25 protein-coding genes, 1 tRNA gene and 1 pseudogene are annotated in these 26689 nt (G+C 60.5%); 15 read left to right on the top strand and 12 right to left on the bottom strand.

The window, feature by feature from the left end; genetic code table 11:
• Positions 1 to 91: 91 nt before the first annotated feature.
• From FAA97_RS02285 to FAA97_RS02325, 9 genes are all read left to right on the top strand, one after another.
• Complete coding sequence (locus FAA97_RS02285) at positions 92 to 1327, top strand: ABC transporter substrate-binding protein (protein ID WP_136596904.1); 1236 nt, start codon at positions 92 to 94, stop codon at positions 1325 to 1327.
• A gap of 158 nt (positions 1328 to 1485) precedes the next feature.
• Positions 1486 to 2388: a carbohydrate ABC transporter permease gene (locus FAA97_RS02290; protein WP_136596905.1), complete on the top strand. Its 903-nt coding sequence runs from the start codon at positions 1486 to 1488 to the stop codon at positions 2386 to 2388.
• Positions 2381 to 3325, top strand: a complete 945-nt coding sequence (locus tag FAA97_RS02295; RefSeq protein WP_136596906.1) for a carbohydrate ABC transporter permease — start codon at positions 2381 to 2383, stop codon at positions 3323 to 3325. Before FAA97_RS02290 ends, FAA97_RS02295 begins: the two co-directional genes overlap by 8 nt.
• Positions 3326 to 3329: 4 nt before the next feature.
• Positions 3330 to 4418 carry an ABC transporter ATP-binding protein gene (locus tag FAA97_RS02300; protein WP_136596907.1) on the top strand — a complete coding sequence of 363 codons (1089 nt, stop codon included), beginning with the start codon at positions 3330 to 3332 and terminating at the stop codon, positions 4416 to 4418.
• Between the two features lie 71 nt (positions 4419 to 4489).
• Positions 4490 to 6949 carry a beta-mannosidase gene (locus tag FAA97_RS02305; protein WP_136596908.1) on the top strand — a complete coding sequence of 820 codons (2460 nt, stop codon included), beginning with the start codon at positions 4490 to 4492 and terminating at the stop codon, positions 6947 to 6949.
• A 60-nt stretch (positions 6950 to 7009) separates the two neighbouring features.
• A complete protein-coding gene (locus tag FAA97_RS02310) occupies positions 7010 to 7771 on the top strand; it encodes a sugar phosphate isomerase/epimerase family protein (protein ID WP_136596909.1) in 762 nt (253 codons plus the stop codon).
• 28 nt (positions 7772 to 7799) lie between these two features.
• The gene (locus FAA97_RS02315) at positions 7800 to 8933 is read left to right on the top strand and encodes a Gfo/Idh/MocA family protein (RefSeq protein WP_136596910.1); all 1134 of its coding nucleotides are present in this window, start codon (positions 7800 to 7802) and stop codon (positions 8931 to 8933) included.
• 201 nt (positions 8934 to 9134) lie between these two features.
• The gene (gene mgrA, locus FAA97_RS02320; protein ID WP_136596911.1) at positions 9135 to 10187 is read left to right on the top strand and encodes an L-glyceraldehyde 3-phosphate reductase; all 1053 of its coding nucleotides are present in this window, start codon (positions 9135 to 9137) and stop codon (positions 10185 to 10187) included.
• 187 nt (positions 10188 to 10374) lie between these two features.
• Positions 10375 to 11982: a glycoside hydrolase family 43 protein gene (locus FAA97_RS02325; RefSeq protein ID WP_136596912.1), complete on the top strand. Its 1608-nt coding sequence runs from the start codon at positions 10375 to 10377 to the stop codon at positions 11980 to 11982.
• 137 nt (positions 11983 to 12119) lie between these two features.
• Here the strand turns inward: FAA97_RS02325 and FAA97_RS02330 are convergent, their stop codons facing one another.
• The 11 genes and pseudogenes from FAA97_RS02330 to FAA97_RS02380 form a co-directional block, all read right to left on the bottom strand.
• On the bottom strand, positions 12120 to 12383 hold the full coding sequence (locus FAA97_RS02330) for a hypothetical protein (RefSeq protein ID WP_136596913.1): 264 nt from the start codon (positions 12381 to 12383) through the stop codon (positions 12120 to 12122).
• A 41-nt stretch (positions 12384 to 12424) separates the two neighbouring features.
• Positions 12425 to 13258: an S-formylglutathione hydrolase gene (gene fghA / locus FAA97_RS02335; RefSeq protein WP_136596914.1), complete on the bottom strand. Its 834-nt coding sequence runs from the start codon at positions 13256 to 13258 to the stop codon at positions 12425 to 12427.
• A gap of 24 nt (positions 13259 to 13282) precedes the next feature.
• Positions 13283 to 13927 (bottom strand): DUF1345 domain-containing protein, encoded by a 645-nt coding sequence (locus tag FAA97_RS02340; protein ID WP_136596915.1) that lies wholly within the window; start codon positions 13925 to 13927, stop codon positions 13283 to 13285.
• Positions 13928 to 13973: 46 nt separating this feature from the next.
• Complete coding sequence (locus FAA97_RS02345; RefSeq protein ID WP_136596916.1) at positions 13974 to 14420, bottom strand: YaiI/YqxD family protein; 447 nt, start codon at positions 14418 to 14420, stop codon at positions 13974 to 13976.
• Between the two features lie 4 nt (positions 14421 to 14424).
• Positions 14425 to 14682: a BrnA antitoxin family protein gene (locus FAA97_RS02350; protein WP_136596917.1), complete on the bottom strand. Its 258-nt coding sequence runs from the start codon at positions 14680 to 14682 to the stop codon at positions 14425 to 14427.
• Positions 14648 to 14911: pseudogene (locus FAA97_RS21410) on the bottom strand (BrnT family toxin); the annotation flags it as partial. The pseudogene FAA97_RS21410 and the gene FAA97_RS02350, both read right to left, overlap by 35 nt.
• A gap of 101 nt (positions 14912 to 15012) precedes the next feature.
• Complete coding sequence (locus FAA97_RS02360; protein ID WP_246041317.1) at positions 15013 to 15471, bottom strand: GNAT family N-acetyltransferase; 459 nt, start codon at positions 15469 to 15471, stop codon at positions 15013 to 15015.
• A complete protein-coding gene (locus FAA97_RS02365; RefSeq protein ID WP_136596918.1) occupies positions 15468 to 16595 on the bottom strand; it encodes an S-(hydroxymethyl)glutathione dehydrogenase/class III alcohol dehydrogenase in 1128 nt (375 codons plus the stop codon). Before FAA97_RS02365 ends, FAA97_RS02360 begins: the two co-directional genes overlap by 4 nt.
• 103 nt (positions 16596 to 16698) lie before the next feature.
• Positions 16699 to 17313: a GNAT family N-acetyltransferase gene (locus FAA97_RS02370; RefSeq protein ID WP_136596919.1), complete on the bottom strand. Its 615-nt coding sequence runs from the start codon at positions 17311 to 17313 to the stop codon at positions 16699 to 16701.
• Positions 17314 to 17376: 63 nt separating this feature from the next.
• Complete coding sequence (locus tag FAA97_RS02375; protein WP_136596920.1) at positions 17377 to 18642, bottom strand: SRPBCC family protein; 1266 nt, start codon at positions 18640 to 18642, stop codon at positions 17377 to 17379.
• Positions 18643 to 18801: 159 nt separating this feature from the next.
• Positions 18802 to 19731 carry a DMT family transporter gene (locus tag FAA97_RS02380; protein ID WP_136596921.1) on the bottom strand — a complete coding sequence of 310 codons (930 nt, stop codon included), beginning with the start codon at positions 19729 to 19731 and terminating at the stop codon, positions 18802 to 18804.
• A 242-nt stretch (positions 19732 to 19973) separates the two neighbouring features.
• On the opposite strand from FAA97_RS02380, the gene FAA97_RS02385 reads away from it, so the two are divergent.
• The gene (locus FAA97_RS02385) at positions 19974 to 20429 is read left to right on the top strand and encodes a helix-turn-helix domain-containing protein (protein WP_136596922.1); all 456 of its coding nucleotides are present in this window, start codon (positions 19974 to 19976) and stop codon (positions 20427 to 20429) included.
• A gap of 18 nt (positions 20430 to 20447) precedes the next feature.
• Here the strand turns inward: FAA97_RS02385 and lipB are convergent, their stop codons facing one another.
• Positions 20448 to 21167, bottom strand: coding sequence for a lipoyl(octanoyl) transferase LipB (gene lipB / locus FAA97_RS02390; protein ID WP_136596923.1), 720 nt, complete (start codon positions 21165 to 21167; stop codon positions 20448 to 20450).
• Positions 21168 to 21400: 233 nt separating this feature from the next.
• Here lipB and FAA97_RS02395 point away from each other — a divergent pair.
• The 5 genes from FAA97_RS02395 (at position 21401) to FAA97_RS02415 (ending at position 26472) form a co-directional block, all read left to right on the top strand.
• A tRNA-Leu gene (locus FAA97_RS02395) sits at positions 21401 to 21485 on the top strand.
• An 85-nt stretch (positions 21486 to 21570) separates the two neighbouring features.
• Positions 21571 to 23184 (top strand): tyrosine-type recombinase/integrase, encoded by a 1614-nt coding sequence (locus FAA97_RS02400; protein ID WP_136596924.1) that lies wholly within the window; start codon positions 21571 to 21573, stop codon positions 23182 to 23184.
• Positions 23185 to 23335: 151 nt separating this feature from the next.
• On the top strand, positions 23336 to 23608 hold the full coding sequence (locus FAA97_RS02405; RefSeq protein WP_136596925.1) for a hypothetical protein: 273 nt from the start codon (positions 23336 to 23338) through the stop codon (positions 23606 to 23608).
• Positions 23609 to 23729: 121 nt separating this feature from the next.
• Positions 23730 to 23933 carry a hypothetical protein gene (locus FAA97_RS02410; protein ID WP_136596926.1) on the top strand — a complete coding sequence of 68 codons (204 nt, stop codon included), beginning with the start codon at positions 23730 to 23732 and terminating at the stop codon, positions 23931 to 23933.
• Positions 23934 to 24189: 256 nt separating this feature from the next.
• Positions 24190 to 26472 (top strand): hypothetical protein, encoded by a 2283-nt coding sequence (locus tag FAA97_RS02415; protein WP_136596927.1) that lies wholly within the window; start codon positions 24190 to 24192, stop codon positions 26470 to 26472.
• Positions 26473 to 26689 lie beyond the last annotated feature (217 nt).

The following is a 26689-nucleotide window of genomic DNA, read 5'->3' on the forward strand; positions in this document are numbered from 1 at the left end:
CGAATCGTTAAAAAAACGTCGACGGGGAGTTGCGCACCTCTGACAGTTCGCATAGGTTTTTCCGGCAACGTTTCAGTGAGGGAGGAGACTCATGAATATTCGCAGCTTCGCGGCAGCTTTGGCCGCAACTGTCGTCATGCCGTTTGCAGCGGCTCATGCTACAGATCTGGAAGTCACCCATTGGTGGACGTCTGGCGGCGAAGCCGCAGCCGTCGCCGAATTGGCAAAGGCTTTTGACGCCACTGGCAATAAGTGGGTGGATGGCGCGATTGCCGGTTCCGGTGGTACGGCCCGTCCGATCATGATCAGCCGCATCACCGGCGGTGATCCCATGGGTGCCACCCAGTTCAACCATGGCCGTCAGGCCGAGGAACTGGTTCAGGCCGGCCTGATGAAGGACCTTACGGCTGTTGCCGAGAAGGAAGGCTGGAAGGATGTCATCAAGCCGGCAAGCCTGCTTGAGAGCTGCACCATCGACGGCAAGATCTACTGCGCCCCGGTCAACATCCACTCCTGGCAGTGGCTGTGGCTGTCCAACGCGGCCTTTGAGCAGGCCGGCGTTGCCGTTCCGAAGAGCTGGGACGAGTTTGTCGCCGCGGCTCCGGCTCTTGAAGCCAAGGGCATCATTCCGCTCGCCGTCGGTGGTCAGCCCTGGCAGTCCGCCGGTGCCTTCGACGTCCTGATGGTCGCCATCGCTGGCAAGGAGACGTTTGAAAAGGTCTTCAAGGAAAAGGATGAGGAAGTCGCTGCCGGACCGGAGATCGCCAAGGTCTTCAAGGCCGCCGACGATGCCCGTCGCATGTCGAAGGGCTCCAACGTGCAGGACTGGAACCAGGCTACCAACCTCGTGATCACCGGCAAGGCCGGCGGTCAGATCATGGGTGACTGGGCGCAGGGTGAATTCGCCCTCGCCGGCAAGGTTGCCGGCAAGGACTATACCTGCCTTCCGGGCCTCGGCGTCAACGAGATCATCTCGACCGGTGGTGATGCCTTCTACTTCCCGGCCGTGAGCGACGAAGCCAAGTCTGCAGCCCAGGATGCCCTGGCCGCGACGCTGGTTTCACCGGCGACCCAGGTTGCCTTTAACCTCAAGAAGGGTTCGCTGCCGGTTCGCGGTGACGTGGATCTGGCTGCAGCCAACGACTGCATGAAGAAGGGTCTCGACATTCTCGCCAAGGGCAATGTCATCCAGGGGACCGACCAGTTGCTTTCGGCCGACAGCCAGAAGCAGAAGGAAGACCTGTTCTCCGAGTTCTTCGCAAATCCGTCGATGACGGTTGAAGACGCGCAGAAGCGCTTCGCCGACATCATCGCATCTGCCGAATGATTTGACCGGATCACGATCGACCGGGGTTTTTCCCCGGTCGATTACTGGCCAATTTCTACCGGGAGTGCGGTCCGCTTCGCGGCGAGGATTTTTGCGTGCCTTGGGCTGTGCGCTGCCTCTTGCCGATCCCGGTCTCTGAGGACGAGGAGGAGTGACCTATGGCAAGCGCTGTGCGTGCCGGTCGACCCAGCAAGCTGTTTCGCAATCTCAATGCAAAGATTGCTTCCATTCCGATGATATTGACCGCGCTGGTCATCTTTCTCGGCGGCACGATCTGGACGGTCGTGTATTCTTTCACCAATTCGAAGCTTCTGCCGCGCGCGAACTTTGTCGGCTTCGATCAGTATGAGCGCCTTTGGGATGCGCCGCGCTGGGTCATGTCGATTCAGAATCTTGCGATCTATGGCCTGCTCTCGCTGATTTTTTCGATCGTGATCGGGTTTGTGCTTGCCGCTTTGATGGATCAGAAGATCCGTTTCGAAAACGCGTTCCGCACGATTTTCCTCTATCCCTTCGCGCTGTCCTTCATCGTGACAGGTCTGGTCTGGCAGTGGATCCTCAACCCGGATTTCGGGGTGCAGTCGATCGTGCGCTCGCTTGGCTGGGAAAGCTTCACCTTCAATCCGCTCTATGATCCCGACATTGTCATCTACGGCATCCTGATCGCCGGTCTCTGGCAGGGTACTGGGCTCGTGATGTGCCTGCTGCTTGCGGGTCTCCGCGGTATCGACGAAGACATCTGGAAGGCTGCCCGCGTTGACGGCATTCCCATGTGGAAGACCTATCTTTTCATCGTCATTCCGATGATGCGTCCCGTGTTCATCACGACGCTTGTCATCATCACCTCTGGCATTGTCCGCCTCTACGACCTGGTCGTCGCCCAGACCAGTGGCGGCCCGGGTATCGCCTCGGAAGTTCCGGCAAAATACGTCTATGACTACATGTTCCAGGCGCAAAACCTGGGGCAGGGCTTCGCTGCCTCGACCATGATGCTGTTGACGGTTGCCATCATCATCATCCCCTGGGCCTATCTGGAATTCGGAGGAAAGAAGCGTGGCTAATCCCGGTTCTCTCAACACTGCGGCTGCCGGTTTCGATGCAGTCTCCGATCGCCTCGGCGCCGGTCCGCGCGGCGCGAAGCCGAAACGCACCTTTTCGGCGCGCAACATCATGCTCTATGGCTCGCTGATCGTCTTTGCGATCTACTATCTGCTGCCGCTCTACGTGATGGTGGTTACGTCGCTCAAGGGCATGCCGGAAATCCGTCTCGGCAATATCTTCTCGCCGCCGGTCGAAATCACTTTCGAGCCATGGGTCAAGGCCTGGGCGACAGCCTGCACCGGTCTGAACTGCGACGGCCTGTCGCGCGGCTTCTGGAACTCTGTGCGGATCATGGTCCCGTCGACCTTCATCTCCATCCTGATTGCTTCGGTGAACGGCTATGCGCTCGCCAATTGGCGGTTCAAGGGTGCCGAGCTCTTTTTCACGATCCTGGTCATCGGCGCCTTCATTCCCTATCAGGTCATGATCTATCCGATCGTCATCGTGCTGCGTGAACTCGGCATCTACGGGACGCTGACCGGCCTCGTCATCGTTCACACCATTTTCGGCATGCCGATCCTGACGCTGCTCTTCCGCAACTACTTCACCTCCTTGCCGGAAGAACTGTTCAAGGCGGCGCGCATCGATGGGGCAGGGTTCTGGCAGATCTATCTCAGGATCATGCTGCCCATGTCGCTGCCGATCTTCGTCGTGGCCATGATCCTGCAGATCACCGGCATCTGGAACGACTTCCTCTTCGGCGTCGTCTTCACCCGACCGGAATATTACCCGATGACCGTTCAGCTGAACAACATCGTCAACTCGGTCCAGGGCGTGAAGGAATACAATGTCAACATGGCCGCAACACTTCTGACCGGCGCCGTGCCGCTCATCGTCTACTTCATTTCCGGACGCCTGTTCGTCCGGGGCATCGCCGCCGGCGCAGTCAAGGGTTAAGCTTATGCAGCACAGTGTATCGATCAAGGACCTCTCTTTGAGCTTCGGCGCCGTGAAGGTGCTGGAAAACCTCAATCTCGACATTGTCGATGGCGAATTCATCGTCCTCCTCGGCTCGTCCGGTTGCGGCAAGTCCACGCTGTTGAACTGCATTGCCGGTCTGCTGGAGCCGACCGATGGGCAGATTTTCATCAAGGGCAAAAACGTCACCTGGGAAGAGCCCAAGGATCGCGGCATCGGCATGGTGTTCCAGTCCTACGCCCTCTATCCCCAGATGACGGTGAAGAAAAACCTCTCCTTCGGCCTGCAGGTTGCGAAGATGCCGAAGGACGAGATCGAAAAGCGCGTGCAGCGCGCCGCCGATATCCTGCAGATCGGGCCGCTGCTCGATCGCAAGCCCTCGGCGCTATCAGGCGGGCAAAGGCAGCGCGTCGCAATCGGGCGTGCGCTGGTTCGCGACGTGGATGTCTTCCTCTTCGACGAGCCACTCTCCAACCTCGATGCCAAGTTGCGCTCGGAACTGCGCGTCGAGATCAAGCGTCTGCACCACAATTTGAAAAACACGATGATCTACGTCACCCATGACCAGATCGAGGCGCTGACGCTGGCCGACCGTATCGCGATCATGAAGAGCGGCGTGATCCAGCAGCTCGCCGACCCGAACACGATCTACAACCAGCCGAAGAACCTCTTCGTTGCCGGCTTTATCGGCTCGCCGTCGATGAACTTTCTGCATGGCGATCTGATCAACGAAGGCGGCAAGGTTCTTTTCCGGACCCATGATGTGATGTTCTCGCTGGATGGCTACCAGTCGGCCGAACCCCTCGTTGCGGGACGCAAGGTCGTGCTCGGCGTTCGTCCCGAACACATCAAGGTCGATGAGGAAAACGGCATTACCGAGCTGCACGAGGCGATCGTCGATATCGAAGAGCCGATGGGTGCCGATAACCTGCTTTGGCTGAAGCACGCCGGGCACACGCTGTCGGTCCGCATTGGCGGCACCCGTCGTTATGCCCCGGGTGCTCGCGTGCGCCTCGGCTTCGACATGAGCGTTGCCTCCCTGTTTGATGCGACGACCGAAGAGCGCATCTGACCCTGTCTCCCTAGCGTCCCGGACAATCTGTGCCGGGACGCCTTTTTCTTTTGCAGTCCAGGATGTCAGCGATGAACGATACAGCGCTCGGCCGCACTCACGATCTCAATGGCGTTTGGGACCTGGTGTCCCTTGAGGGAGACCATCGCGCGCCAATGACGGTGCCGGGTGACGTGCATTCGGCGCTTCACGCGGCGGGCATCATTCCCGATCCCTACTTTGCCCGCAATGAAGAGGCGGTGCAGTGGGTCGCCGAACGCGACTGGGCAATCGAGCGTCGCGTGACCGTCCCCGATATCTCCGGCAGCTGGTATCTCGACATCGACTATCTCGATACGGTCGCCGTCGTCTTCGTCAACGACGTGCCGGTCCTCTCGGCTGACAACTGCTTCCGCCGCTATCGTCCCGATGTCAGCCATGCGCTGCAGCCGGGCGAGAACACGATCCGCATTCTTTTCCATTCCAGCATCACGGCGGGTGCCGAGCGCCAGGCGCGCCAGCCCTTCTACATTCCCTATTCGACTGCCAATTCGCCGATCCCGAATGGCAACATGCTGCGCAAGCCGCAATGCCATTTCGGCTGGGACTGGAACATCGCGATTGCGCCGCTCGGCCTCTATGCGCAGATTGCCTTGAAAAAACTCGATCCGGCCCGGATCGAGCATGTCGAGACCGAGCAGCTGCATCATGCCGATGGTCGCGTGGAGCTGAAGGTCACGGCCACCTTGCACGCGGCAGACCCCGCCGTCGTTCCGATCCACTTTGATCTCGACGGGGAGCGCGTTCGCCTCGACGTTGGCATTGCCGCCGGCGAGACGAAGGTGGTCCATGTCTTCGAGATCGAAACCCCGCGTCTCTGGTGGCCGGCAGGCTCCGGCGAGCAGGCGCTTTATACGCTCAGCGTCGACCTGCCCACCGAGACCGTCACCCGCCAGATCGGTTTGCGCACGGTCGAGCTTCTGACCGATCCGGACGAAGCCGGCAGCCGCTTTGCGCTCACGGTCAATGGTCGCGAGATTTTCTGCCGCGGGGCAAACTGGATCCCGGCGGATGCGCTGTTTTCCCGCTCTTCGGAAGAGAAGACGACGGATCTGCTGCAGTCGGCTGTCGCCGCCAACATGAACATGATCCGCATCTGGGGCGGTGGTTTCTACGAGGCGGACTGGTTTTACGACCTCTGCGACCGGCTCGGCCTGATGGTCTGGCAGGATTTCATGTTCGCCTGCAATCTCTATCCCTGCACCGAGGACTTCCTCGACAATGTCGCGCACGAGGTCGAGTACCAGGTCAAGCGGCTCTCCAGCCACGCCGCGATCGTTCTCTGGTGCGGCGACAACGAGCTGGTCGGCGCGCTCACCTGGTTCCCGGAATCGCGCGACAACAGAGACCGCTATCTCGTCGCCTATGACCGGCTGAACCGCACCATCGAGCAGGGCGTCAAGAAGACTTATCCGCAAGGCATCTGGTGGCCCTCAAGCCCGGCCTCGGGCTATCTCGACTACGGCGATGCCTGGCATGCCGACGGCTCCGGCGACATGCATTACTGGTCGGTCTGGCACGAGAACAAGAGTTTCGATAATTACCGAACTGTCAAGCCGCGTTTCTGCTCGGAATTCGGCTTCCAGTCCTACACCTCGCTGCCGGTCATCGAGAGCTTTGCCGAGAAGAGCGACATGAACATCGCCTCGCCGGTGATGGAGCTGCACCAGAAGAATGCCGGCGGCAATGAGCGGATCGCGGGCACCATGTTCCGCTACTTCCGCTTCCCGAAGGATTTCGCCAATTTCGTCTATCTGAGCCAGATCCAGCAGGGGCTGGCGATCAAGACGGCGGTGGAATACTGGCGCTCGCTCAAACCCCATTGCATGGGCACGATCTACTGGCAGCTCAACGACACCTGGCCGGTCGCCTCCTGGTCCAGCCTCAACTACGGCGGCAGCTGGAAGGCCATGCATTATATGGTCCGCCGCTTCTTCCAGCCGGTCGCAGTGGCCGCCATTCCGTCGGAGGATGGCACGTCGATTGCACTGTCCATGGTCAATGACACGCCCGATACCGTTATCATCGATGCCAATCTCTTCGTGCTGACGCTGTCGGGTGACCGTATTCCGCTGAAAAGCGTGCAGGGCGATTGCAGCCCCGATGCCGCCGACGTGCTGGTGACGCTTGATGCCACTGAAATCCCCGCCGATGGCCTGCTCGCCTGGAGCTTTATCGCCTCGAACGGCATGAGTGGCGAGGGGCATTTCCTCAATGGCACCTACAAGGCGCTGGATCTCGAAGCCTCCGGCCTCGAAACCACCGTCGCCCCGGCCGGCGAAGGCGCCTACGAGGTCACGGTCACCGCTCGCGGTCTGGCGCTTTTCGCCATGCTCGAAAGCCAGACACCCGGCCGCTACAGCGACAATGCCTTCGATCTTGCCGCCGGCGAAAGCCGCCGCATCATCTTCACGCCGGACACCGCACTTGCCGCCGGAACCATGCCGGAATTCCGCATCTACGATCTCTATTCCTGCCAGTCGGTGGACTGACGGGTGACATCAACAAGGCCATGGGCGCCCGATCCATGGTCAAACGAGGAGGAAATACCCATGACGAAACTTGGCTTCCAGCTATACAGCGCCCGCAATTTTCAGCCCTTCAGCGGCATTTATCCGAAGCTTCAGGCTGCCGGCTACAGCGAGGTCGAAGGCTATGGCGCCCTTTATGCGTCGCTGGCAGACGGTGAACTCGGTGCCTTCCGCAAGGAACTCGACGACAACGGCCTGACCATGCCGACTGCCCATTTCGGCCTCGACATGATCGAAAATGACCCTGATCGCGTCGTAAAGATCGCGAAGACGCTCGGCATCGAGGCCGTCTATTGCCCCTATCTCATGCCCGACCAGCGGCCTTCGGATGCGGCCGGTTGGTTCGCCTTCGGCCAGCGCCTGCAGGCGGCCGGCAAGCCGCTGCGGGATGCCGGTCTCGTCTTCGGCTGGCACAATCACGATTTCGAATTCGTGGCGCTGCCCGATGGCTCGACGCCGCAGGAACAGATCTTTGCCGGTGGTCCGGATCTCGACTGGGAAGCCGACATTGCCTGGGTCATCCGGGGTGGTGCCGATCCGATTGCCTGGATCGAGAGCTATGGCAAGCGCATCAGTGCCGTGCATGTGAAGGACATTGCGGCCCCCGGTGAAAACACCGATGAAGACGGCTGGGCCGATGTCGGCCACGGCACCGTCGACTGGAAGGGGCTCGTCGCGGCACTGAAATCGACCCCGGTCAAGCATTTCATCGTTGAACACGACAATCCGAAGGATATCGACCGGCTGATCACACGCTCGATCGCATCCTTCAACACCTATTGAACCACTCGCAGCAAGCAGGACATTTTCAATGGCACGCGACCTCGGCGTCGGCATCATCGGATGCGGCAATATCTCCACCACCTACTTCTCACTGGCACCGCTGTTTCGCGGCTTGAATGTCGTCGCCTGCGCCGACATCAACATGAATGCTGCGCAGTTGCGCGCCGAGGAATACGGCGTCAAGGCGCAGACCATCGATGAACTCCTCGCCAATGACGAGGTCGATATCGTCGTCAACCTGACGATCCCGGATGCGCATTATCCGGTGTCTCGCCAGATTCTCGAAGCCGGCAAGCATGTCTATTCTGAAAAGCCGCTGGTGCTTTCGCTCGAACAGGGCGAGGAGCTTCGCCGCATCGCCCGCGAAAAGGGCCTCTCGGTCGGCTGCGCGCCGGACACCTTCCTCGGTGGCTCGCACCAGCTCGCCCGCGCCTATATCGACAAGGGCGGCATCGGCCGCGTCACCTCGGGCACCTGCCACGTCATGAGCCCGGGCATGGAGATGTGGCATCCGAACCCGGACTTCTTCTTCCTGCCCGGTGGCGGCCCGATCCTCGATCTCGGTCCCTATTACATCGCCAATCTGATCAACCTGATCGGACCGGTGAAGCGGGTTGCCGCACTCACTTCGATGGCAAACGAGACCCGCACCATCACCAGCCAGCCGCGCAATGGCGAGCAGATCCCGGTGAAGACGCCGACCAACATCCATGCGCTGCTCGAATTCCAGAATGGCGCGACGATTACGCTCTCGGCAAGCTGGGACGTCTGGAGCCACCGTCACGCCAACACGGAACTCTACGGTACCGAAGGCTCGCTCTACGTGCCGGATCCGAACTTCTTCGGCGGTCTCGTCGAGGCCTCGGGCCGCAACAAGGATATCCAGCCGCTCGAAGCCTGGGATCATCCCTTCGGTCGCGATAACCAGGAAAGCCCGCAAGGCCCCCGCGCCAACTACCGCACGGCAGGTCTCGCCGACATGGCGGTGGCAATCCTTGAAGGCCGCGACGCCCGCTGCTCGCTCGACCGTGCACTGCACGGCGTCGATGTCATGGTGTCGATCCTGAAGTCGGGCGAGACGGGTGAGTTCGTCACGCTCACGACCACCTGCACCCAACCGGCGGCGCTGGGTATCGAAGAAGCGCAGGCTCTGCTTCGCTGATTCACCTCCCCAACCCCTCCCCACAAGGGGGAGGGGCTTTTCCTCTGTCGCCTCTGGGCTTTTGCGCAGTCTCCGCTAAGTTGCGGCTGGCGGAGAATGGGAGGCGTCCCCGATCAGTCTCCCCCTTTGTGGGGGAGATGGCCGGCAGGCCAGAGGGGGGATTCGCGTCCGCCGAGCATATGCATCTGGGAGAAACCATCCATGACCTACACCCCCGCAGAGACCCGCTATGAGCGAATGACCTATAACCGCTGCGGCAAGAGCGGGCTGAAACTGCCGGCGATCTCGCTGGGCCTCTGGCACAATTTCGGCAACGACACGCCGCATCAGACCAAACAGGCGATCTGCCGTCGGGCTTTCGACCTCGGCATCACCCATTTCGACCTTGCCAACAATTACGGCCCGCCGGCCGGCTCCGCCGAAGAGGCCTTCGGCGAGATCCTGAAGACGGATTTCCGGGGCTACCGCGACGAACTGATCATCTCGTCCAAGGCCGGCTACAACATGTGGCCGGGTCCTTACGGCGAATGGGGCAGCCGCAAATATCTGATCGCCTCCTGCGACCAGAGCCTGAAGCGCATGGGCCTCGACTATGTCGACATCTTCTATTCGCACCGCTTCGATCCCGAGACGCCGCTCGAGGAAACCTGCGGCGCGCTCGATCACATCGTCCGCTCGGGCAGGGCGCAATATGTCGGCATTTCCTCCTACAATTCGAAGCGCACCCGCGAAGCCTATGAGATCCTGAAGGGCCTGGGCACGCCGCTTCTCATCCATCAGCCCAGCTATTCCATGATCAATCGCTGGATCGAGGAAGATGGGCTCATCGACACGCTGGAAGACCTCGGCATCGGCTCGATCGTCTTCTCGCCGCTCGCCCAGGGCATGCTGACATCGAAGTATCTGAACGGCATTCCCGAAGGCGCACGCGCCGCGCAGGATAAGTCGCTCGATCCCGGCTTCCTCAACGAGCGCAACCTTGAAAACATCCGGGGCTTGAACCGCATCGCCGAAAAGCGCGGCCAGACGCTGGCGCAGATGGCGCTTGCCTGGGTGCTGCGCGGCAAGCGCATCACCACGGCGCTGATCGGCGCATCCAAGCCCTCCCAGGTCGAGGACTGCGTCAAGGCCATCGAGACGCCGGATTTCACGGCGGAAGAACTCGCCGAGATCGACGTCTTCGCCAAGGATGCCGACATTAACATCTGGGCCGCCTCTGCCGAGCGCAAGGGCCCGCCGCGCAAGAAGAAGTAACATCGAAGTTGCCCCTCATCCCTCTGCCGGGACCTTCTCCCCGCAGGCGGAGAGAAGGTGGAGACGTCGGCCGGACTGACCTTCTCCCCGTTCACGGGGAGAAGGTGGCGCCCTTCGACAAGCTCAGGAGCCGGTTGAGGGGCAAACCTATTCATGATTTGCCATCAGGCAGGAGACACCACAGGCCATGATCATCAATCCCATCCTGCCGGGTTTCAATCCGGACCCGTCGATCTGCCGCGTGGGCGAGGATTATTACATCGCCACCTCCACCTTCGAATGGTATCCGGGCGTACAGATCCACCATTCGCGAGATCTCGCCAATTGGGACCTTGTCTGCCGTCCGCTGAACCGTGCCGCCCAGCTCGACATGCGTGGCAATCCCGACAGCGGCGGCGTCTGGGCGCCTTGCCTGTCCTATGCCGATGGCCTGTTCTGGCTGGTCTATACGGACGTGAAGCGCTTCGAAGGCTCGTTCAAGGACGCGCACAACTACATCGTCACGTCACCCTCGATCGAAGGTCCGTGGTCCGACCCGATCTACGTCAATTCCTCCGGCTTTGATCCGACGCTCTTCCATGACGACGACGGCCGCAAATGGTTCCTCAACATGCAGTGGAACCACCGTCCCGAGGCGCGCAACACCATCGGCCATGCCAAGTTCGACGGCATTCTCATGCAGGAATGGGATGCGACGACGCAGAAGCTCGTCGGCCCGATCGAAAACATCTTCGAGGGCAGCAGCCAAGGTCTGGTCGAAGGCCCGCATGTCTTCAAGCGCAATGGCTGGTATTACCTGACGACCGCCGAGGGCGGTACCGGTTACGATCACGTGGTTACCATGGCTCGGTCTCGGTCGATTCACGGCCCCTACGAGATGCATCCGCAAACGCATCTGATCACCTCCAAGGACGCGCCCGACGCCGTGCTGCAACGCGCCGGCCATGGCCAGTATGTCGAAACCCCGGATGGTCAGGTCTATCACACTCATCTCTGCGGCCGCCCCATGGCGCCCAAGCGTCGCTGCACCTTGGGCCGCGAAACCAGCCTGCAGAAATGCGTCTGGAAGGACGATGGCTGGCTCTATCTCGAACACGGCGGCGTTGTGCCATCAGTCGAAGTCTCGGCACCCGGCGGTGCGGCGAGGCGCGGGGAGCCGGTCGAGATCGTCAGGACGTTCGAGAGCCCGGACTTACCAAAAGAATTCCAGTGGCTACGCACGCCTGAGCCGCAGCGCCTGTTCAGCCTCAGCGAGCGGGCAGGGCACTTGCGCCTCTTCGGCCGCGAAAGCATCGGCTCCTGGTTCGAACAGTCGCTGGTTGCCCGGCGCCAGGAGCATCACCGCTTCCACGCCGAGACGCGCCTCGAATTCTCGCCCGAGACCTATCAGCAGGTCGCAGGCCTGACGCATTACTACAATCGCTACAAGTTCCATGCCCTCGGTGTCTCGACCGACGAAAAGCTCGGCCGCTCGCTGATCATCCTCTCCTGCCCGGGAGATTATCCGTCGGGCAAGCTGACCTTCCCGATCGGCATGGGCCAGTCTGTTCCAGACGGCGTGATCGATCTTGCCATGGACATCACCGATAACGACCTGCAATTCTTCTGGCGGGTAGCGAGCGAGGGGGAGTGGCAGACCATTGGCCCGGTGCTCGACGCCGGCGTGGTCTCGGACGAAGGCGGCTTTGGCGAACACGGCTCCTTCACCGGCGCCTTTGCCGGCATGTTCTGCTTCGACATCTCCGGTCGGGGCCAGCCTGCCGACTTTGCGCAGTTCGTCTATCGACGGGGGTAAGGGGCGCAAGCGTCTCCGGCGTCATCCTAGGGTTTGTCCCGAGGATCTGCTGACGGCGTAATCCACTCAAGGGCAGCGGATGCTCGGGACAGGCCCGAGCATTTACCGAAGCCGACAAGCGGGATTGGGCCGATCCATCATCCGACGAGGACGACTGCCACCATGAGCAGAGAGAGCGGACCGGTAACACCGAAGAGAATGAAGCCGACGACCGTCAAGGTCGCCCATGTCAGCCAGAATGGGCGATAGTTCCCGGTGCGGAAGCCGAGATAACTCACGAACAGATTTGCACCCCACAGAACGAGAGCCAGACCGTTCGAGGCTATGCCAAATCTCGGCAACAGAAACGATATCGCGGCCAGGCCTGTGGCCATCAGCAGGAGATCTCTGTTCTGCGTCATGACTGTTGGATCATTCTCTCAGGTTCGACGCATTCTTCCGCTCAGCCCAAGCGCTCCGCATGCCACTTCAGGTGGTCGTCCATGAAGGTCGAGATGAAGTAGTAAGAGTGATCGTACCGCTCATGCATCCTGAGCGTCAGGCCGATATCCGTGCCCTTGATCGCTTCTTCGAACAGCCACGGCGCAAGACCAGTCTCGAGAAAACTGTCGGCCTTGCCCTGGTCGATCAAGAATTCCGGGAAGCGGGCGCCGTCTTCCACCAGCGCGCAGGCATCATATTGCCGCCACTTGGCCCGGTCGGCCCCGAGATATTTTTCGAAAGCGTCCTGCGTCCAGTCGGCGGTCATCGGGTTGACGATCGGAGCGAAGGCCGAGCAGCTCTTGAACCGCTCGGGGTTCTTGAGAGCAATCGTCATGGCGCCATGGCCACCCATGGAATGGCCGAAAATGCCCTGGCGGTTCATGTCTGCCTTGAACTGTTCGGCGATCAGCGCCGGCAATTCTTCGGTGATGTAGGAATACATCTGGTAGTGTCCGGCCCAGGGTGTTTCCGTGGCATCGAGATACATGCCCGCCCCCTTGCCCATCTTCCAGTTGGTCAGTTCATCCGGCACGTCATTGCCGCGCGGGCTCGTATCCGGGCAGACCACGATCAGCCCGAGTTCGGCGGCCATCCGGCGATATTCGCCCTTTTCCATCACATTGGCATGGCTGCAGGTGAGGCCGGACAGATACCAGAGGACGGGCCGCTTTTCGGCAATTGCCTGCGGCGGCACGAAAACGGCGAAGGTCATCTCGGTACCGGTCGCCTCGGATTGATGCGAGAAAACGCCCTGCATGCCGCCAAAGGCTGTGTTCTGGGAAAGGATGTTCATGGGTCTGTCCTTGTTTTGATGCCGTCAGCCGGCGAGCGACACGGCCGCATTGACGGCGGCCGCGATCAGCACGGTGTTGAAGAAATAGGAGATCGTGGCATGCAAGAGGTTCAGCTTGCGCATCGCCGTGGAGATGATCACCACATCCGATGTCTGCGCCGTCATGCCGACGACCAGCGAGAAATAGAGAAAGTCATGGCCGCAGGGGCTGGGCGTCCCAGGAAATTCGAGCCCGCCGCGATGCGTCGCCGGCGTGACGCGATGCGGCCGCCAGTAGACATGGGCATAATGCATGGCGGCCATGGTATGGATCGTCAGCCAGCCGAGCACGACCGAGGAAAAAGCCAGCAGCAGTTCAGGCAGCCCCGCGGGCTGCGCACGGTTCAGCGCGAGAAACAGGGCGCCAACAGCGGCCACGATGGCCAAAATCGTGACGCCAAAAATGACGAAGGCAGGTGCATCGGCCACATCCGCCCTTTGCTTCAGATAGCTCGGGGTCAGGCGTCTCAGCCTCAAGAACGACAGCATCAGGTAGACTGCGAAGAACAGGATCGCCGGGAGTTCGACGGTGACGGCCGGTTCGTAAAGCACCACAAACGGCAGTGCCACGAGGGCTGCGCCGCCCGCCACCATGACGGAGCGATAGCGATGATCGAGAACGGAATCCATCAGATGTTTCAAAGCGCCGGGCTGTCCTGATCGCAAGAAGAGAGGCCTACTTCTTGATACGGCGACAGAGCCTGTCAAGCGTTTCGAGAAAAGCGGACCGGTCACGCGGCGAGAAAGCGGCATTGTAGCCCTTGCTTTCTCCGGTTTCGCGCAAATGTGCTCCAAGGTCACGCATGGCCGTCGCCATGCCGATATTGGCCGTGTCGAAGATCCGGCCGGTCGGCCCGGTCACCTGTGCGCCAGCCGCCACGCAGCGCCCTGCCAGCGGCACATCGGCCGTCACCACGATATCGCCTTCGCCACAGCGCTCGGCAATCCAGTCATCGGCCGCGTCGAAGGCACCGGAGACGATGACATTCTTGACCATCGGATCGCGCGAGGGCCTGAGGCCCGAATTGGCGACAAAGGTCACCGGCAGACCGTGCCGCTCGGCAACCTTCAGGATCTCCGGCTTCACGGGACAGGCATCGGCATCGACATAGATTTCGGGCATCAACTCACTTCTTCAGGCTACGTGCATAGGATTCGAGCACCGCATTCATGCGCGTCTGGTAGCCCTTGCCGGTTGCCCGGAAGGCCTGCAGCACGGATTTCTTCACCCGCAGTGTAATCTGCTCGGTGCCCTCGGGTTCGACGATCACGGCCTCTTCCCAGAAGGCATCGTCGAGATCGGGAATATCGCTCGTGTCGATCTGTTCATCGCCCAGCCGGGCCAGTTCTTCAAGGCTGAGCTCTTTGTCGAAGCGCTTCTGCATAACGCTCCCTTTCCCTGCGTTTCGCGGGACGGGCCGAAATCAGCCGAATCCGTCCGTTCCTGTCCGTATGGGTCACAACGAGAACGACGAGACCCTCGATCATGCCGATGCTGTTTATGCGTGTTTCGCCGTAGTCGCGCCTATTGTCCGGAGCGCTGAACACTACGCCGTCGAAGATACGGCAGGCCCGGCCAAAACTAACGCCATGTTTGGCGATGTTGGCCGCGTTCTTGTCATTGTCTCATTCAAAGAATGTAGCCACGATTGTATCTACCGACAAGAGATTGGTTCGGGGGTATGCATACGCAGCACAACACTGGCGGCAGAGGTCTAACCCCTTCTCACCATGTTCACATGCGGAATGCCGTCTTCCAGATACTCCTCGGAAGTCCGCTCGAAACCGAAGGAGCCATAGAATTTCTGCAGATGGCTCTGCGCCGATATCTCGATGGCTTCACCCGGATAGAGCGCTTCGCAGGCCGCAATCGATTCCCGTATCAACGCGTCTCCGAGCCGCTTGCCCCGGTGGTTCGGAGACACCGCGACCCGGCCGATCCGCGGCACGACGTCCGGCGTCGGGCGCCACAGCCGGGCGCAGGCGATGAGTTCGCCATTTTCGATCAGCCGCAGATGCTGGCATTCGCCATCATGACCGTCGAGTTCGGGATAGGGGCATGTCTGCTCCACGACGAACACGTCGACGCGGAGCTTCAGCATCTCGTAGAGATCGACGGCGGAGAACTCGGAGAGCCCCCGCACATCGACCCGGTAGCTGGACGCGGTGGTCAATAGACCACCACGCCGCGAATGCTTTCGCCCTTGTGCATGAGGTCGAAGCCCTTGTTGATGTCTTCGAGCGGCATGGTGTGGGTGATCATCGGGTCGATCTGGATCTTGCCTTCCATGTACCAGTCGACGATTTTCGGTACATCGGTGCGGCCGCGCGCGCCACCAAAGGCGGTGCCCATCCAGTTGCGGCCGGTGACCAGCTGGAACGGACGCGTCGAGATTTCCTGGCCGGCGCCGGCCACGCCGATGATGACGGACTTGCCCCAGCCGCGATGCGAGGCTTCGAGCGCCTGGCGCATGACCTTGGTATTGCCGGTGCAGTCAAACGTGTAATCGGCACCGCCGATCAGGTCGCCGTTGCGCTTGGTCATGTTGACCAGATAGGGCACGATATCGTCGCCGACTTCCTTCGGGTTGACGAAGTGCGTCATGCCGAATTTTTCGCCCCAGGCCTTGCGGTCCGGATTGATGTCGACGCCGATGATCATGTCGGCACCGGCAAGCCGCAGCCCCTGCAGAACGTTGAGGCCAATGCCGCCGAGACCGAAGACGATGGCCGTCGACCCGATCTCGACCTTTGCGGTGTTGATGACGGCGCCGATGCCGGTCGTCACGCCGCAGCCGATGTAGCAAATCTTGTCAAAGGGCGCGTCGGGGTTGACCTTGGCGACCGCGATCTCCGGCAGAACAGTGAAGTTCGAGAAGGTCGAGCAGCCCATATAGTGATGGATCTTGTCCTTGCCGATCGAGAAGCGCGAGGTGCCGTCAGGCATCACGCCCTGGCCCTGGGTTGATCGAATCGAGGTGCAGAGATTGGTCTTGCGGCTGGTGCAGGAATAGCATTCGCGGCATTCCGGCGTGTAGAGCGGAATGACATGGTCGCCCTTTTTCACCGAGGTGACGCCAGGGCCGACATCGACGACGATGCCCGCACCTTCGTGACCTAAAATTGCCGGGAAAAGCCCTTCCGGATCGGCACCCGAGAGGGTGAAATCATCCGTGTGACAGATCCCGGTAGCCTTCACCTCGATCAGCACTTCGCCGGCGCGCGGGCCTTCGAGCTGAACTGTCATGACCTCGAGCGGCTTTCCAGCCTGAACGGCGACGGCGGCGCGGACATCCATGGTTTTTCTCCCTGACAAATCGTTGGCGCGACTTTGGCACGGCTTGCGCATGCGGCTCAAGAGCCGAGGCCGATTTTCTCAATAGTCTGATTTATCAGGGAGATCAGCGTTCTATCAGCGGCATGTGCGCTCCCGCATCGCGACGCAGGGTTCCGTCCAGGCGCGGATCGCGGAACACTTCGACCAAGCGGTCGTAAACGGCAAAGCCCGAGCGTTGATAAAAGGCGAGCGCAGCCGGATGGTCGAGATGGCAGGTGTGGACCCAGAATCGATGGATGGGTCGCGACCAGGCGATATCGATGGCTGCGTTCATCAGAAAGCGACCAGCCCCGGTGCCGACGGCCTGAGGATCGACCCCGAAAAAGGCGAGTTCGCATTCGCCGCTTTCGCGAAAATCCAGTTCGAGCAGGGCAAGCCGCTCAGTCCCACGCATGAGGGAGTAGATTTCTACATCAGAGTCTTCAAGGATTGCGCTGAGCGCTTCGGCTTCCATCACCAGGCGCGACATCCACAGCCATTCCTCGCCAATGCGGCGATACAGGCCGAGATAGGCCTGGGCATCCGGTCGATGCCAGCGTTCGATGGTCAGATCGGGCGGTGCCGGCACAGGGCGCGGCGCCGGTTTCGCCAGCATCTCAAGGCATGTAACGACGGTCGCGATGCAGCCTTCCGGCAGCACCGAATAACCGAGGGGAAGCTGTGGTTTGTCCTTGTTCATGCAGCGTTTGAAGCGCGATCGCAGCGGCCCTGTCAAGGCGAGGCTGGGGTCAACTCCGCTCGATCACAGGTTCTGGCAGGCGTAGATCAAGGCATAGGCGTGCATGGACAGTGCCGCATAGTAGCCAAAGCCGGTCATCAGGCGCTCGGCCGGACTCATGGGGATCAGTTCGGCGCTCGGCTTGACCGTCTTCGTCTTGATCAGGCTGAGCAACGTAAAGACGGCCAGTCCGCCCATCAGCATCACCGGAGAAAGGCCGATCCGCCAGCCGGTCCATAGGATCGCGCCCGTGACGCCGAAGGTGGCAACCGCGAGAAGCGTGCCGCTTTCAAAAACCTGCCGCAGCACTTGCCCGCCATCGAAACGATAGGTGGGAAGCAGGTTGAGCAGGTTGAAGGCGCCCAGAATGATCATGAAGACCAGGATCGGCCCGTTGAAGTCGTGTGTATCGGCAACCGAGGTCACCGATTGGTGGGCCGCAATCAGTATCGGCACCAGCAGGGCCGAAATGCCGGCCCCCATCAGCGCGCAGGTCGCCACTTCAAAGCGGCTGTGATAGGGGCGCCCGCCAATGGCAATCCCACCGAGCAGGGGTACGAAGATCATCCGCGCGCTCGGATGGCCGAAGGTGCGGTAGGCGATCATGTGGCCAAGTTCGTGCAGGATGATGACAAGGGTCAGGAAGGTCGAGATCATCAGGCCGGCCTTGTTCAGGCCGAAAAAGGGCCAGAGCAGCAGCGTCGAAAGCACGATGATGACGGTTTGCCAGAGCGGATGCTCAAGATGCGTTGCGCGTGAGGCCGGGCGCTGCTCCAGATGATCCTTGAGAGCGGTAATCTCCCTGCGGATCAGGTGCAGGCGAAACAGATAGGCGGCAAGCCCGCGATAATCGTCGGTCATCTCGAATGTCACCCTTGACCGCGCACCGTCACGCTCGACGATCCGGCGTTCGGAATAGCCGTCCCAGAAGGAGCGGTCGAGCGCGCTGTCCTCCACGATCCTGAGGTCGCAAGAGAAATGCGAGCCCGCCGTCATCGCCGTGCGGTCTACGGCAACGATACGCCGGGTGGGATTGCCGTGGCGGTCGGGATGGCGATAGGAGAATTCGAGGCGGCCTGGCACCCCTTCCACCGGGGTTACGCCGATAACGGACGGATGCCAGGCGCTGAGATCGGCGGTTGGGCGGATGCTGTTCCAAACAGTCTCGGCGCCCGCCTTCACAATCCGCGTGACGCGGATGGTGCGCACACCAAGTGGTGCTGCCATCATCAGCCAGAGGAGACCGAGATTGACGGCCAGCAGGAACAGGGCAGCCTGATACGTCGCCAAGTCTCGTCTCCCAGGTTTTCGTGATCCCCGAGATCTACGTCACAAAGGCTGTGATTGTCTGAGCGCAACCGTTCGAATTTTAGCAATTGCGTCAAAAATTGTTCATAACCATGGGTCTGAGAGAGAAATCCGAGTGCGCAACCCTGGCGCGTGTTCGACTTATGGCGTGTTGGTGATCAGTTCGGCCTGCGATCTGCGTCTTTCGCGCCATAGAATGAATAGGCCCGAGCCAACGATGATCGCGATGCCGAGCCATTTCGAGGCAGTCGGGAAGTCGTCGAAGAGCAAGTATCCAAGTATGACGGCCGCGATGATTTCGAAATACTGGAACGGCGCCAGGATCGACAGCGGCGCCATGCGGAAAGCCTTTACCACCAGGAGGTGGATATGGCCGGAGATCGTCCCGAGAAGCACAAGCAGGATAAGCCCGGTGATCGAGGCTGGCAGGGAGGGAGCAAGATTCGCTTCCCCTGCCGAAAGGCCGATCAACAGGGCTGCGCCCATGAAAAGCGTTCCACCCACACCCGCCATGGTCTGCATGGTCATCGGGCTGTCGGCTTCGCCAATCGCGCGGTTGAGAAACATGTAGAGCGCAAACAGAAAGGCGCAGGCGACCGGCATCAGGGCGATTGCGCCGAAGATCTCGTAACTCGGCTGGATCACGATCATCGCGCCGATGAAGCCGACCACAATTGCCGTCCAGCGTTGCCAGCCCACTTGCTCCTTCAGAAAAACGGCCGAGAGCGCCGTCAGGATGAAAGGCTCGACGAAATAGATTGCGAAGACGTCGGCAAGCGGCATGTATTTGACGGCGGTGAAAAACAGCAGGCTCGCGGCGGCGTGAATGACCCCGCGCAGCAGGTTGAGCCAGGGACGCCGGGCGTCGAGGGCTCCGAAACCGCGTAGCCAGAGGAGAAAGGGCAGGGTGGCCGCGAGCTGGAAGAAGAATCGGTAGAAGGTGACCTGTCCCGGGGACATGCCTTCCACGGTTGCCATGTATTTGGCAATCGCGTCCATGAGGGGCAAAACCAGCATGCAGCCAGCCATCAGAATCATGCCGCGAACGGGATTGGAACTGGCGTTTTGCATGGCTGCCTGCATCTTCGGGGTTGGGGTCGGATCCCTGCACGCTTCGGTGCATCGATCAAGGCGGGAAAGCGTTTGAACGGTCTTGTTCAGCCAAAAATGTCGCGACGGGCCGGCTTTCGTCGCGGCCAAGGTGGCCAAACGCTCCATGAGCCCATACCATGAGCGAAGAGACATAAGCTCAGACAACTGGAGTGGGCGGCGACACGATCGCCACCGCATCGCCGTTATCGAAGGAGTATGGCATGGCGACACGCAAGACGTTTACCCGCATTACCGATGCGAGCGACGATACGTTGGGTGGGCGGCTGTCCATGGCGCGCGATTCCATCGGCCTTTCGCTTGCGGATGCCGCCAACAGAGTTGGCGTGAAGCGGGATACGCTGCTTGCGTGGGAATCCGATCGGTCCGAGCCGCGTCCCTCGAAACTCGTAAGCCTCGCCGGCATTCTCGGCGTGTCGCCCATGTGGCTGATGACGGGCCTGGGGTCGGGCCCCCTCCAGGAAAGCTCCGATGTTCCGATCGAGGGCTTGCGCATGCAGTTGCAGCGGTTGACCGATGCACATCTGGAATGCGGCAGGCTGATCGGAGAAATCTCCAGTCAGATCGACCGTTACGAAGAGCGGCAGCGCGCAGAGGCAGTCGGCGATGGCGATTTCGACTTTGGCGAACACCGCATTGCCGTTCCGGGCAATGCCTGAACGGCAATCGGGCCGCTTCTATCCAATGCTGACAGTTGGACCGAAGACCGTCTCGAAAGCCTCGCGCAGGCGCATGTCGACGTCCGGCATCATCACCGGCAGGCCAAGATCCACCAGGCTGGTCACGCCATAGGTGCTGATGCCACACGGCACGATGCCGCCGAAATGCGAGAGTTCCGGGTCGACATTCAACGACAGCCCGTGAAAGCTGACCCAGCGCCGCAGTCGTATGCCGAGCGCGGCAATCTTGTCTTCCGTCACGCTCCCGTCCGGCAGACGCGGCTTGTCGGGTCTGCGGACCCAGACGCCAACCCGGTCCTCGCGGCGCTCGCCACGCACATTCATCGAGGCAAGGGTCTCAATCACCACCTCTTCAAGCGCTGAGACATAGGCGCGGACATCCTGGCGACGGCGCTTCAGGTCGAGCATGACATAGGCCACCCGCTGGCCGGGACCGTGATAGGTGTATTCGCCGCCGCGCCCGGTCGCATGCACGGGGAATCGATCGGGCTGGACGAGGTCGCGCGGATCGGCGCTGGTGCCGGCGGTATAAAGCGGCGGGTGTTCGAGCAGCCAGACCAGTTCATCGGCCCGCCCCTCGGCAATCGCCGCGACTTCACGCTCCATCTCCACCACCGCTTCGTCATAGGCAACGAGGCCCTCGGAGATTCGCCACCTTACGGGTGGCGAGCCATCCAGCGGCAGCATCGTGTGGTCGAGATCGGTGCGTAGGGTCATGGTGTCGGGTCCGCTGACAGGGGAGGGAAGGTTTTCCCAGCCTGTGGAAAAGTCCTGATTTTCCCTCTACTTGGCAATTAATCCCCTGTCTTGCAAGGCTTCCGGCCAAAGTCGCCGCGACAGGTTTTGGCCGCGCCACAAGTTTTTTCAAAATTCTGTCACAGCGGGCTTGTGGACCCCCGGGGCTTTTGCTACATGCAGCCCCGCCGGAGCAATTCGGCATCTACCACGATGCGGTCGTGGCGGAATTGGTAGACGCGCAGCGTTGAGGTCGCTGTGGGGCAACCCGTGGAAGTTCGAGTCTTCTCGACCGCACCATTCTCTCCCAAACTTTATTTTGGGTCAGAGACTTAAATGAAATCAGAGGCTTGTCGTCGCCCTAGCACTACAAAGGGCGCTACAAATGACAGTTCTCATGCCTTCACTCTCCCGTGCCAAGAATGGCGACTGGTTTGCTCGGAAAGTCATCCCTTCGGATGTTCGTGACGACTACCAGAGCGCCTTTGGTGTCCGCCAGGAAGAGCGGTTCAGGAAGACCTCTCTCCTGACCGCCACTCAAGCCAAGGCTGAGTTCGCTGGTTGGGTCGCAGACGTGGAAGGGCGGATTGCGACACTCAGAGCTGCCCAAGCAGGAGGCGCTCAGAAGTTTTCCACAAGACAGATGCATGCTTTGATTGGCCGCTGGTACGACTGGTTCGTGCTGCAGCATGAGCAATCGTTCTCCGTTGAGGAGTGGGATTTTCGCTATGGTCAGCTTGAAGATGCTGTTGAGAAGTTTGGAGGCCTGAGCCCGTCCGATGATGAAGAGCTGAGCCCTCGGCACAAGGCGCTCATTCGGGCGAAGGTTTTAGAACTCTCTCAGCTACCAACCTTCATGGCCCAGGAAGGCTTGAAGCTCGATAGCCACGCCCAGGATGAACTCCTAGACCGACTCAAACCGGACCTAATCGCCGTTATGGCGCTCCTGCGGCGGCGGGCCGGGGGCAACTATGCTCCTGATGAACACCGCAAGACCTTGCCTCGCTCCAGTGCCGAAACTGCACCGACAGCAAAGCTGGCAGGCTGGAGCCCCTGGGAAGCGTTCGAGGCTTGGGTGAAAGAACGTCAGCCGGAAGCGTCTACCATCAACAGGTGGCGTGGGGTCTTCGTGCATCTGAACGACCACGTTGAGAGCCGTGACGTCGCGTTGATTACCGAGGAAGACGCAGTGGCTTGGAAGGATAAGCTCCTCCAGGAGGGCAACGCGGGTGGCCGAACGATCAATGAGGTCTGGCTTACAGCGGCGCGTCGGGTCTTCAATTGGGTGAAGGCACAGAAACGCCTGTCAGCAAATCCTTTCGACGGCCTCAAGGTTGCAGTGCCTCGCTCTACCTCGACCAAGGGGGAGTTTTCCGATGCTGATGCGGAAACCATCCTCAAAGCTACACTGGAGCCTCAGCCGTCGAGGCGGAATGAATACCTCAAAGCAGCAAGGCGTTGGGTGCCTTGGCTTTGTGCCTACACCGGCTCACGTCCTGGCGAGATGACACAGCTCCGCAAAGAGGATGTTGAGCTGCATAAAAACGGCTTCTGGATGATCCACATCAGGACAGATGCAGGAACCGTTAAGGGCAACGTGTCGCGAACAGTCGTGATGCATGAGCATCTTGTTGAGCAAGGGTTTATTGAGTTCGTAAGGCGCTCAGGAACGGGGCCGCTATTCTACAACCCCGCCTCAGCTTCCAAGAAGGAGGACGACCCTCTCAATCCGAAGCGTCCGATGTATGTCCAGCTACGTCAGAAGTTAGGTGATTGGGTGCGCGAGCTTGGGGTCACGGACAAAGACGTCAGCCCGAACCACGCTTGGAGACACACTTTCAAGCGGAGGGCGGCAAGAGCGAAGATCGAGCAGCGACTGCGTGACGCCTTCTGCGGACATAGCTCTGGAACTGTAGGTTCGATCTACGAACGTCCCAGCATCGAAGACCTCGCTGATGCGATCAAGGATTTCCCTCGTTACCCCGTAGAAGCAGCATAGGAGCCCCCAGGAGGGGCCAAAGGCGAGCGTTCGCGCTGCTGGCAGTGAAAGTTGCAAGCCGACGCTCCTCTTCTCCTGTGGCTCCTTCTGGAGGCTCCGCTTCCACGTCTTCGCGTCAGGGCGGAGGTGCAGCGCAAACCGGGGAAACACCATGCGCAATACAATCACAATCATCATCGAAGCGGCCCAGGCATTAAACGCGGGGTTCCGTGACGTGCTCTCTCGGCATTTCTTGTGCAGCATCGGCGGGAGCATGCCGGGCCTTTACGTCCGGTTACCGTTCACGCGATTGAGTGCCTGGGTTGAGTGGGGAATACCGGGGGCCGGGCTTGGTCTTGTTCGTTCGAGCGATCACGATGTGGAGTTCTTCCTCGGAACCGTCAGGGGCGTTCTGTCCGCCGAGCCTAAGGGCTTCACGGCATGAGCAAAATCAGCAACACGTTCCTGACCCTCTCCAATGGAACCCTGCAGTGGGCCTGCAAGCGGCTGGGGCCTCTCATCCCAGCCGGTGAGGCGGTGGGCACCCTTTCAAACGAGGGGGCTCGATGATGCTGGTCGCCATCCTCGCAGGTGTCACAACCTACGTCGTCGTCAACGCGCTCTTCGGGGCGCTGTACGGCTTCCTGGGCGCAAGCAGTCGCGCAATGCTCGCGCTGCTTCGGTTCTCGCCGCTCGCCTTTCCGATCAGGCTTGCATGTTGGGCCGCAGCTGCATGGGCGGGCTGGACTGTTGGCGCGGCGGTGGCGTGATCGGCCTCGCCACAAGGCGCAATGCCCTGCGGTCTATAGGGTTTCGGCGGTTTTGGGCCGATTACCCCACCCCTAAGATCTCACGAACCGTTCATGAGACCTCTCTCAACGATGACCAACGATCGGAACCCATATGACACGAGTACCGGGCTTGACCCGACACGAAGATCGCCCCTCGGTGGGCGGCGGAAACACTGGTCGCGTCCAGTTGAAGAACCCTATCGGCAGCGTGGGCCTCCAGCCTCAGGCTCGCCCGGTGGACACCTACAGCCGCCCGGTGCAGCCTAACAGCGGCCCTAACGACTTCCAGCAGCTCGCTGGTGCCCTGGCCCAAATCAGCCCCAGCCTCCAGGGCTTCCTCGAAACGCAGTCTGCCACGATGCAGAAGGACGCAGAGGACCGTGCCATGAAGCGCATCGGAGGCATGAGCTTCGCTGAGGCTCAGTCTGCGGTGGCCGATGGCTCGATCTCCGAGATGGATAATCCGTGGTTCAAAGCCGCGTTCATGAAGCAGTACGGGGAGCGTCTGGCCTACCAGCGCGTCAACGAGCTGACCCAGGAATACGAGACCAACTTCGACAAGAACTCGGGCGACCTCGACGGCTTCATCCGTGAACGCATGGCCGGCGATCTGGATCAGTATGGCGACAACCCGCACTTCGTGGGCGCCTATAACCAGATCATGGACAACTGGGGTGCCAAGGCCAATCAGGCCCAGGCTCAGTACCAGACCGAGCAGATCAAGACGGACACCATCGGTGGCGTCTACGAGACCTTCCACGGCAAGGCTCAGACCATGCGCGCTGACGGCAAGTCTCCTCAGGAGATCGTTGCAGCTCTGCGTGGGGAATACGAGGCCAACCGCTCCCTCCTGCATGTGGACTTCCGCGAGCAGGACAAGGAGATGGTCAGGCTGGCCGAGAGCTACGCCGCAGCAGGCGATCTCGACATGGTCGAAGCAATCCTCAACGGGGAACGCACAGCCGCTGACGGGACCGTTCTCGGCCCGCTGTCGGCCAACCGCGAGTTCCAAGCGGACTCCACACGTATCCTGTCCAATGCCAAAGGCGAGCGGAACAAGCTCAACGAAGAGCGCACCCGTGACCAGCGGCTGATCTACGAGAACCAAGCCCGCAATGGGACGCTCGATACTGATGCCTTCAAGGCGTGGAGCGAGGCCAACCCCGGAGCCTACACCTTCGCTGGCGCTCAGTCGGTGCTGGGAAGCAATCAGGCATTCCTCGACAAGCAGGAAGCCGAGGCTGCGAAGAACGAGCAGAAGCTCCAGCTCAAGCAGCAGGCCAAAGAGAGCGAGGAGGTAGTCCTCAGGAACAACCTAAGCACCCTGCAGTCCGGCTCCCTCTATGGCATCGGCCCTGCCAGAGTGCTGACGGAGGAAGGTGAGGTTAAGGAGATCACGGTCGAGCAGCAGTTCAAGGACACCGCAAGCGCGTTCGATAACAACGTCAAGCGGCTCCAGGAGCTGGGCGAGATCACCACCGATCAGGCCTACGAGATGTTGTCCGAAGCTGGCGCTACCAATGCCCTGACGTTCCCTTCGTGGACGCAGGCGCTTGAGGCTGGCTACTCGGCGACCAACTCTCGGAACACCTCCGGGGATGAGCTGCCTCAGTCGGTGCTGGATGGCGTTGATCTCTACCAGCGGCTCCACGCCACGAACCCGGCAATGGTCGCTCGACACATGCCTGACGAAAGCACTCGGGACTTCTACGAGCGCGTTCGGATGGGCATGCAGCTCCAGCACATGGACCAGACGCAGGCCGTAAGGAATGCCATGGCGATCATGGCTGACCCCGATCGGACCAACAATCCGATGAACCAGCTCCGGTTCGTTGATGTGGAAAAGGAGGTGAGCAAGATCACGATCGATCCATGGATGGCAGGAAGTTGGTTTGAGGTCGGTGGCGATGTGCCCACTAACCTCGGGACGGTCGCAGGGGAGATTTCCAGGCTGGCAAAGTTCGGGATCGAGAGCGGCCTTTCGACCAAGGTCGCCCTCAAGCAGGCACGAGAGCGCTTCCTGCTGGACAACGTGGAGGTCAACGGCAACTTCGTGAACATCGCTGACAAGCAGGTTCCGCCGAACTTCTCGGACCTCGTGGACAATGCCTTGAAGCTCTATGCTGAAAAGCACGGGGATGAAGAGTTCCTCGCAGCGGAGGACTTGACCATCAAGCAAGCCCAGAATGGCCGGGACTGGATAATCGTCACCAAGGACCAAGTCCCAGTCGAGAACCAGCAGGACGGCAGTATCACGCTCCAGTCCCTGTTCCAGCAGGAGCAGACGCGAGTTCAGGGTGTCCAGCAGGGCGTCATGGACGAGCAGGCCAAGACCTCAGCTCAGGTCAAGCTCAACCTCCAGGGCGAGCTGGAGCAGATCGGCAAAGACCTTCGTCGTCACGAGGTACTGGAGGGCATGAACGCCAAGCACAGGCCGCTGATGCTCATGCCGAAAGCGGAGCTGCTGGCGCGACAGGCTGAGATCAATCAGCTCCTGACCGGCAGCGGAGGCCAGTGATACCCTCTGCGGTCGGTCCTCGACCAACTGTCGGTAGCGTGGGTTTCTTCGCCGGATGTGAAGGCGTTCTTCCAATTGCAGGCAGCTCTTCGGGGTTGCCGGCTTCTCTGGTGTAGCCACGCAATATGCAACCTGAAATTACCCCACCCCTTAGGAGGAAGCCTAATCCCCCTCCGGTTTGATATACTTATACATGACCATCCATCAGGTGGTCAGC

Source organism: Peteryoungia ipomoeae (assembly GCF_004912165.1).
GTDB lineage: Bacteria > Pseudomonadota > Alphaproteobacteria > Rhizobiales > Rhizobiaceae > Allorhizobium > Allorhizobium ipomoeae.

What these genes read in the sequence shown, in the direction of transcription:
- FAA97_RS02330 (WP_136596913.1), bottom strand. Translation starts at nt 12,383, where the DNA reads ATGACGCAGAACAGAGATCTCCTGCTGATGGCCACAGGCCTGGCCGCG.
- FAA97_RS02370 (WP_136596919.1), bottom strand. Translation starts at nt 17,313, where the DNA reads ATGAACAAGGACAAACCACAGCTTCCCCTCGGTTATTCGGTGCTGCCG.
- lipB (WP_136596923.1), bottom strand. Translation starts at nt 21,167, where the DNA reads ATGACCCTACGCACCGATCTCGACCACACGATGCTGCCGCTGGATGGC.
- fghA (WP_136596914.1), bottom strand. Translation starts at nt 13,258, where the DNA reads ATGAACATCCTTTCCCAGAACACAGCCTTTGGCGGCATGCAGGGCGTT.
- FAA97_RS02285 (WP_136596904.1), top strand. Translation starts at nt 92, where the DNA reads ATGAATATTCGCAGCTTCGCGGCAGCTTTGGCCGCAACTGTCGTCATG.
- FAA97_RS02325 (WP_136596912.1), top strand. Translation starts at nt 10,375, where the DNA reads ATGATCATCAATCCCATCCTGCCGGGTTTCAATCCGGACCCGTCGATC.
- FAA97_RS02315 (WP_136596910.1), top strand. Translation starts at nt 7,800, where the DNA reads ATGGCACGCGACCTCGGCGTCGGCATCATCGGATGCGGCAATATCTCC.
- FAA97_RS02340 (WP_136596915.1), bottom strand. Translation starts at nt 13,927, where the DNA reads ATGGATTCCGTTCTCGATCATCGCTATCGCTCCGTCATGGTGGCGGGC.
- FAA97_RS02300 (WP_136596907.1), top strand. Translation starts at nt 3,330, where the DNA reads ATGCAGCACAGTGTATCGATCAAGGACCTCTCTTTGAGCTTCGGCGCC.
- FAA97_RS02400 (WP_136596924.1), top strand. Translation starts at nt 21,571, where the DNA reads ATGACAGTTCTCATGCCTTCACTCTCCCGTGCCAAGAATGGCGACTGG.
- FAA97_RS02310 (WP_136596909.1), top strand. Translation starts at nt 7,010, where the DNA reads ATGACGAAACTTGGCTTCCAGCTATACAGCGCCCGCAATTTTCAGCCC.
- FAA97_RS02385 (WP_136596922.1), top strand. Translation starts at nt 19,974, where the DNA reads ATGGCGACACGCAAGACGTTTACCCGCATTACCGATGCGAGCGACGAT.
- FAA97_RS02350 (WP_136596917.1), bottom strand. Translation starts at nt 14,682, where the DNA reads ATGCAGAAGCGCTTCGACAAAGAGCTCAGCCTTGAAGAACTGGCCCGG.
- FAA97_RS02365 (WP_136596918.1), bottom strand. Translation starts at nt 16,595, where the DNA reads ATGGATGTCCGCGCCGCCGTCGCCGTTCAGGCTGGAAAGCCGCTCGAG.
- FAA97_RS02410 (WP_136596926.1), top strand. Translation starts at nt 23,730, where the DNA reads ATGATGCTGGTCGCCATCCTCGCAGGTGTCACAACCTACGTCGTCGTC.
- FAA97_RS02290 (WP_136596905.1), top strand. Translation starts at nt 1,486, where the DNA reads ATGGCAAGCGCTGTGCGTGCCGGTCGACCCAGCAAGCTGTTTCGCAAT.
- FAA97_RS02345 (WP_136596916.1), bottom strand. Translation starts at nt 14,420, where the DNA reads ATGCCCGAAATCTATGTCGATGCCGATGCCTGTCCCGTGAAGCCGGAG.
- FAA97_RS02305 (WP_136596908.1), top strand. Translation starts at nt 4,490, where the DNA reads ATGAACGATACAGCGCTCGGCCGCACTCACGATCTCAATGGCGTTTGG.
- mgrA (WP_136596911.1), top strand. Translation starts at nt 9,135, where the DNA reads ATGACCTACACCCCCGCAGAGACCCGCTATGAGCGAATGACCTATAAC.
- FAA97_RS02405 (WP_136596925.1), top strand. Translation starts at nt 23,336, where the DNA reads ATGCGCAATACAATCACAATCATCATCGAAGCGGCCCAGGCATTAAAC.
- FAA97_RS02380 (WP_136596921.1), bottom strand. Translation starts at nt 19,731, where the DNA reads ATGCAAAACGCCAGTTCCAATCCCGTTCGCGGCATGATTCTGATGGCT.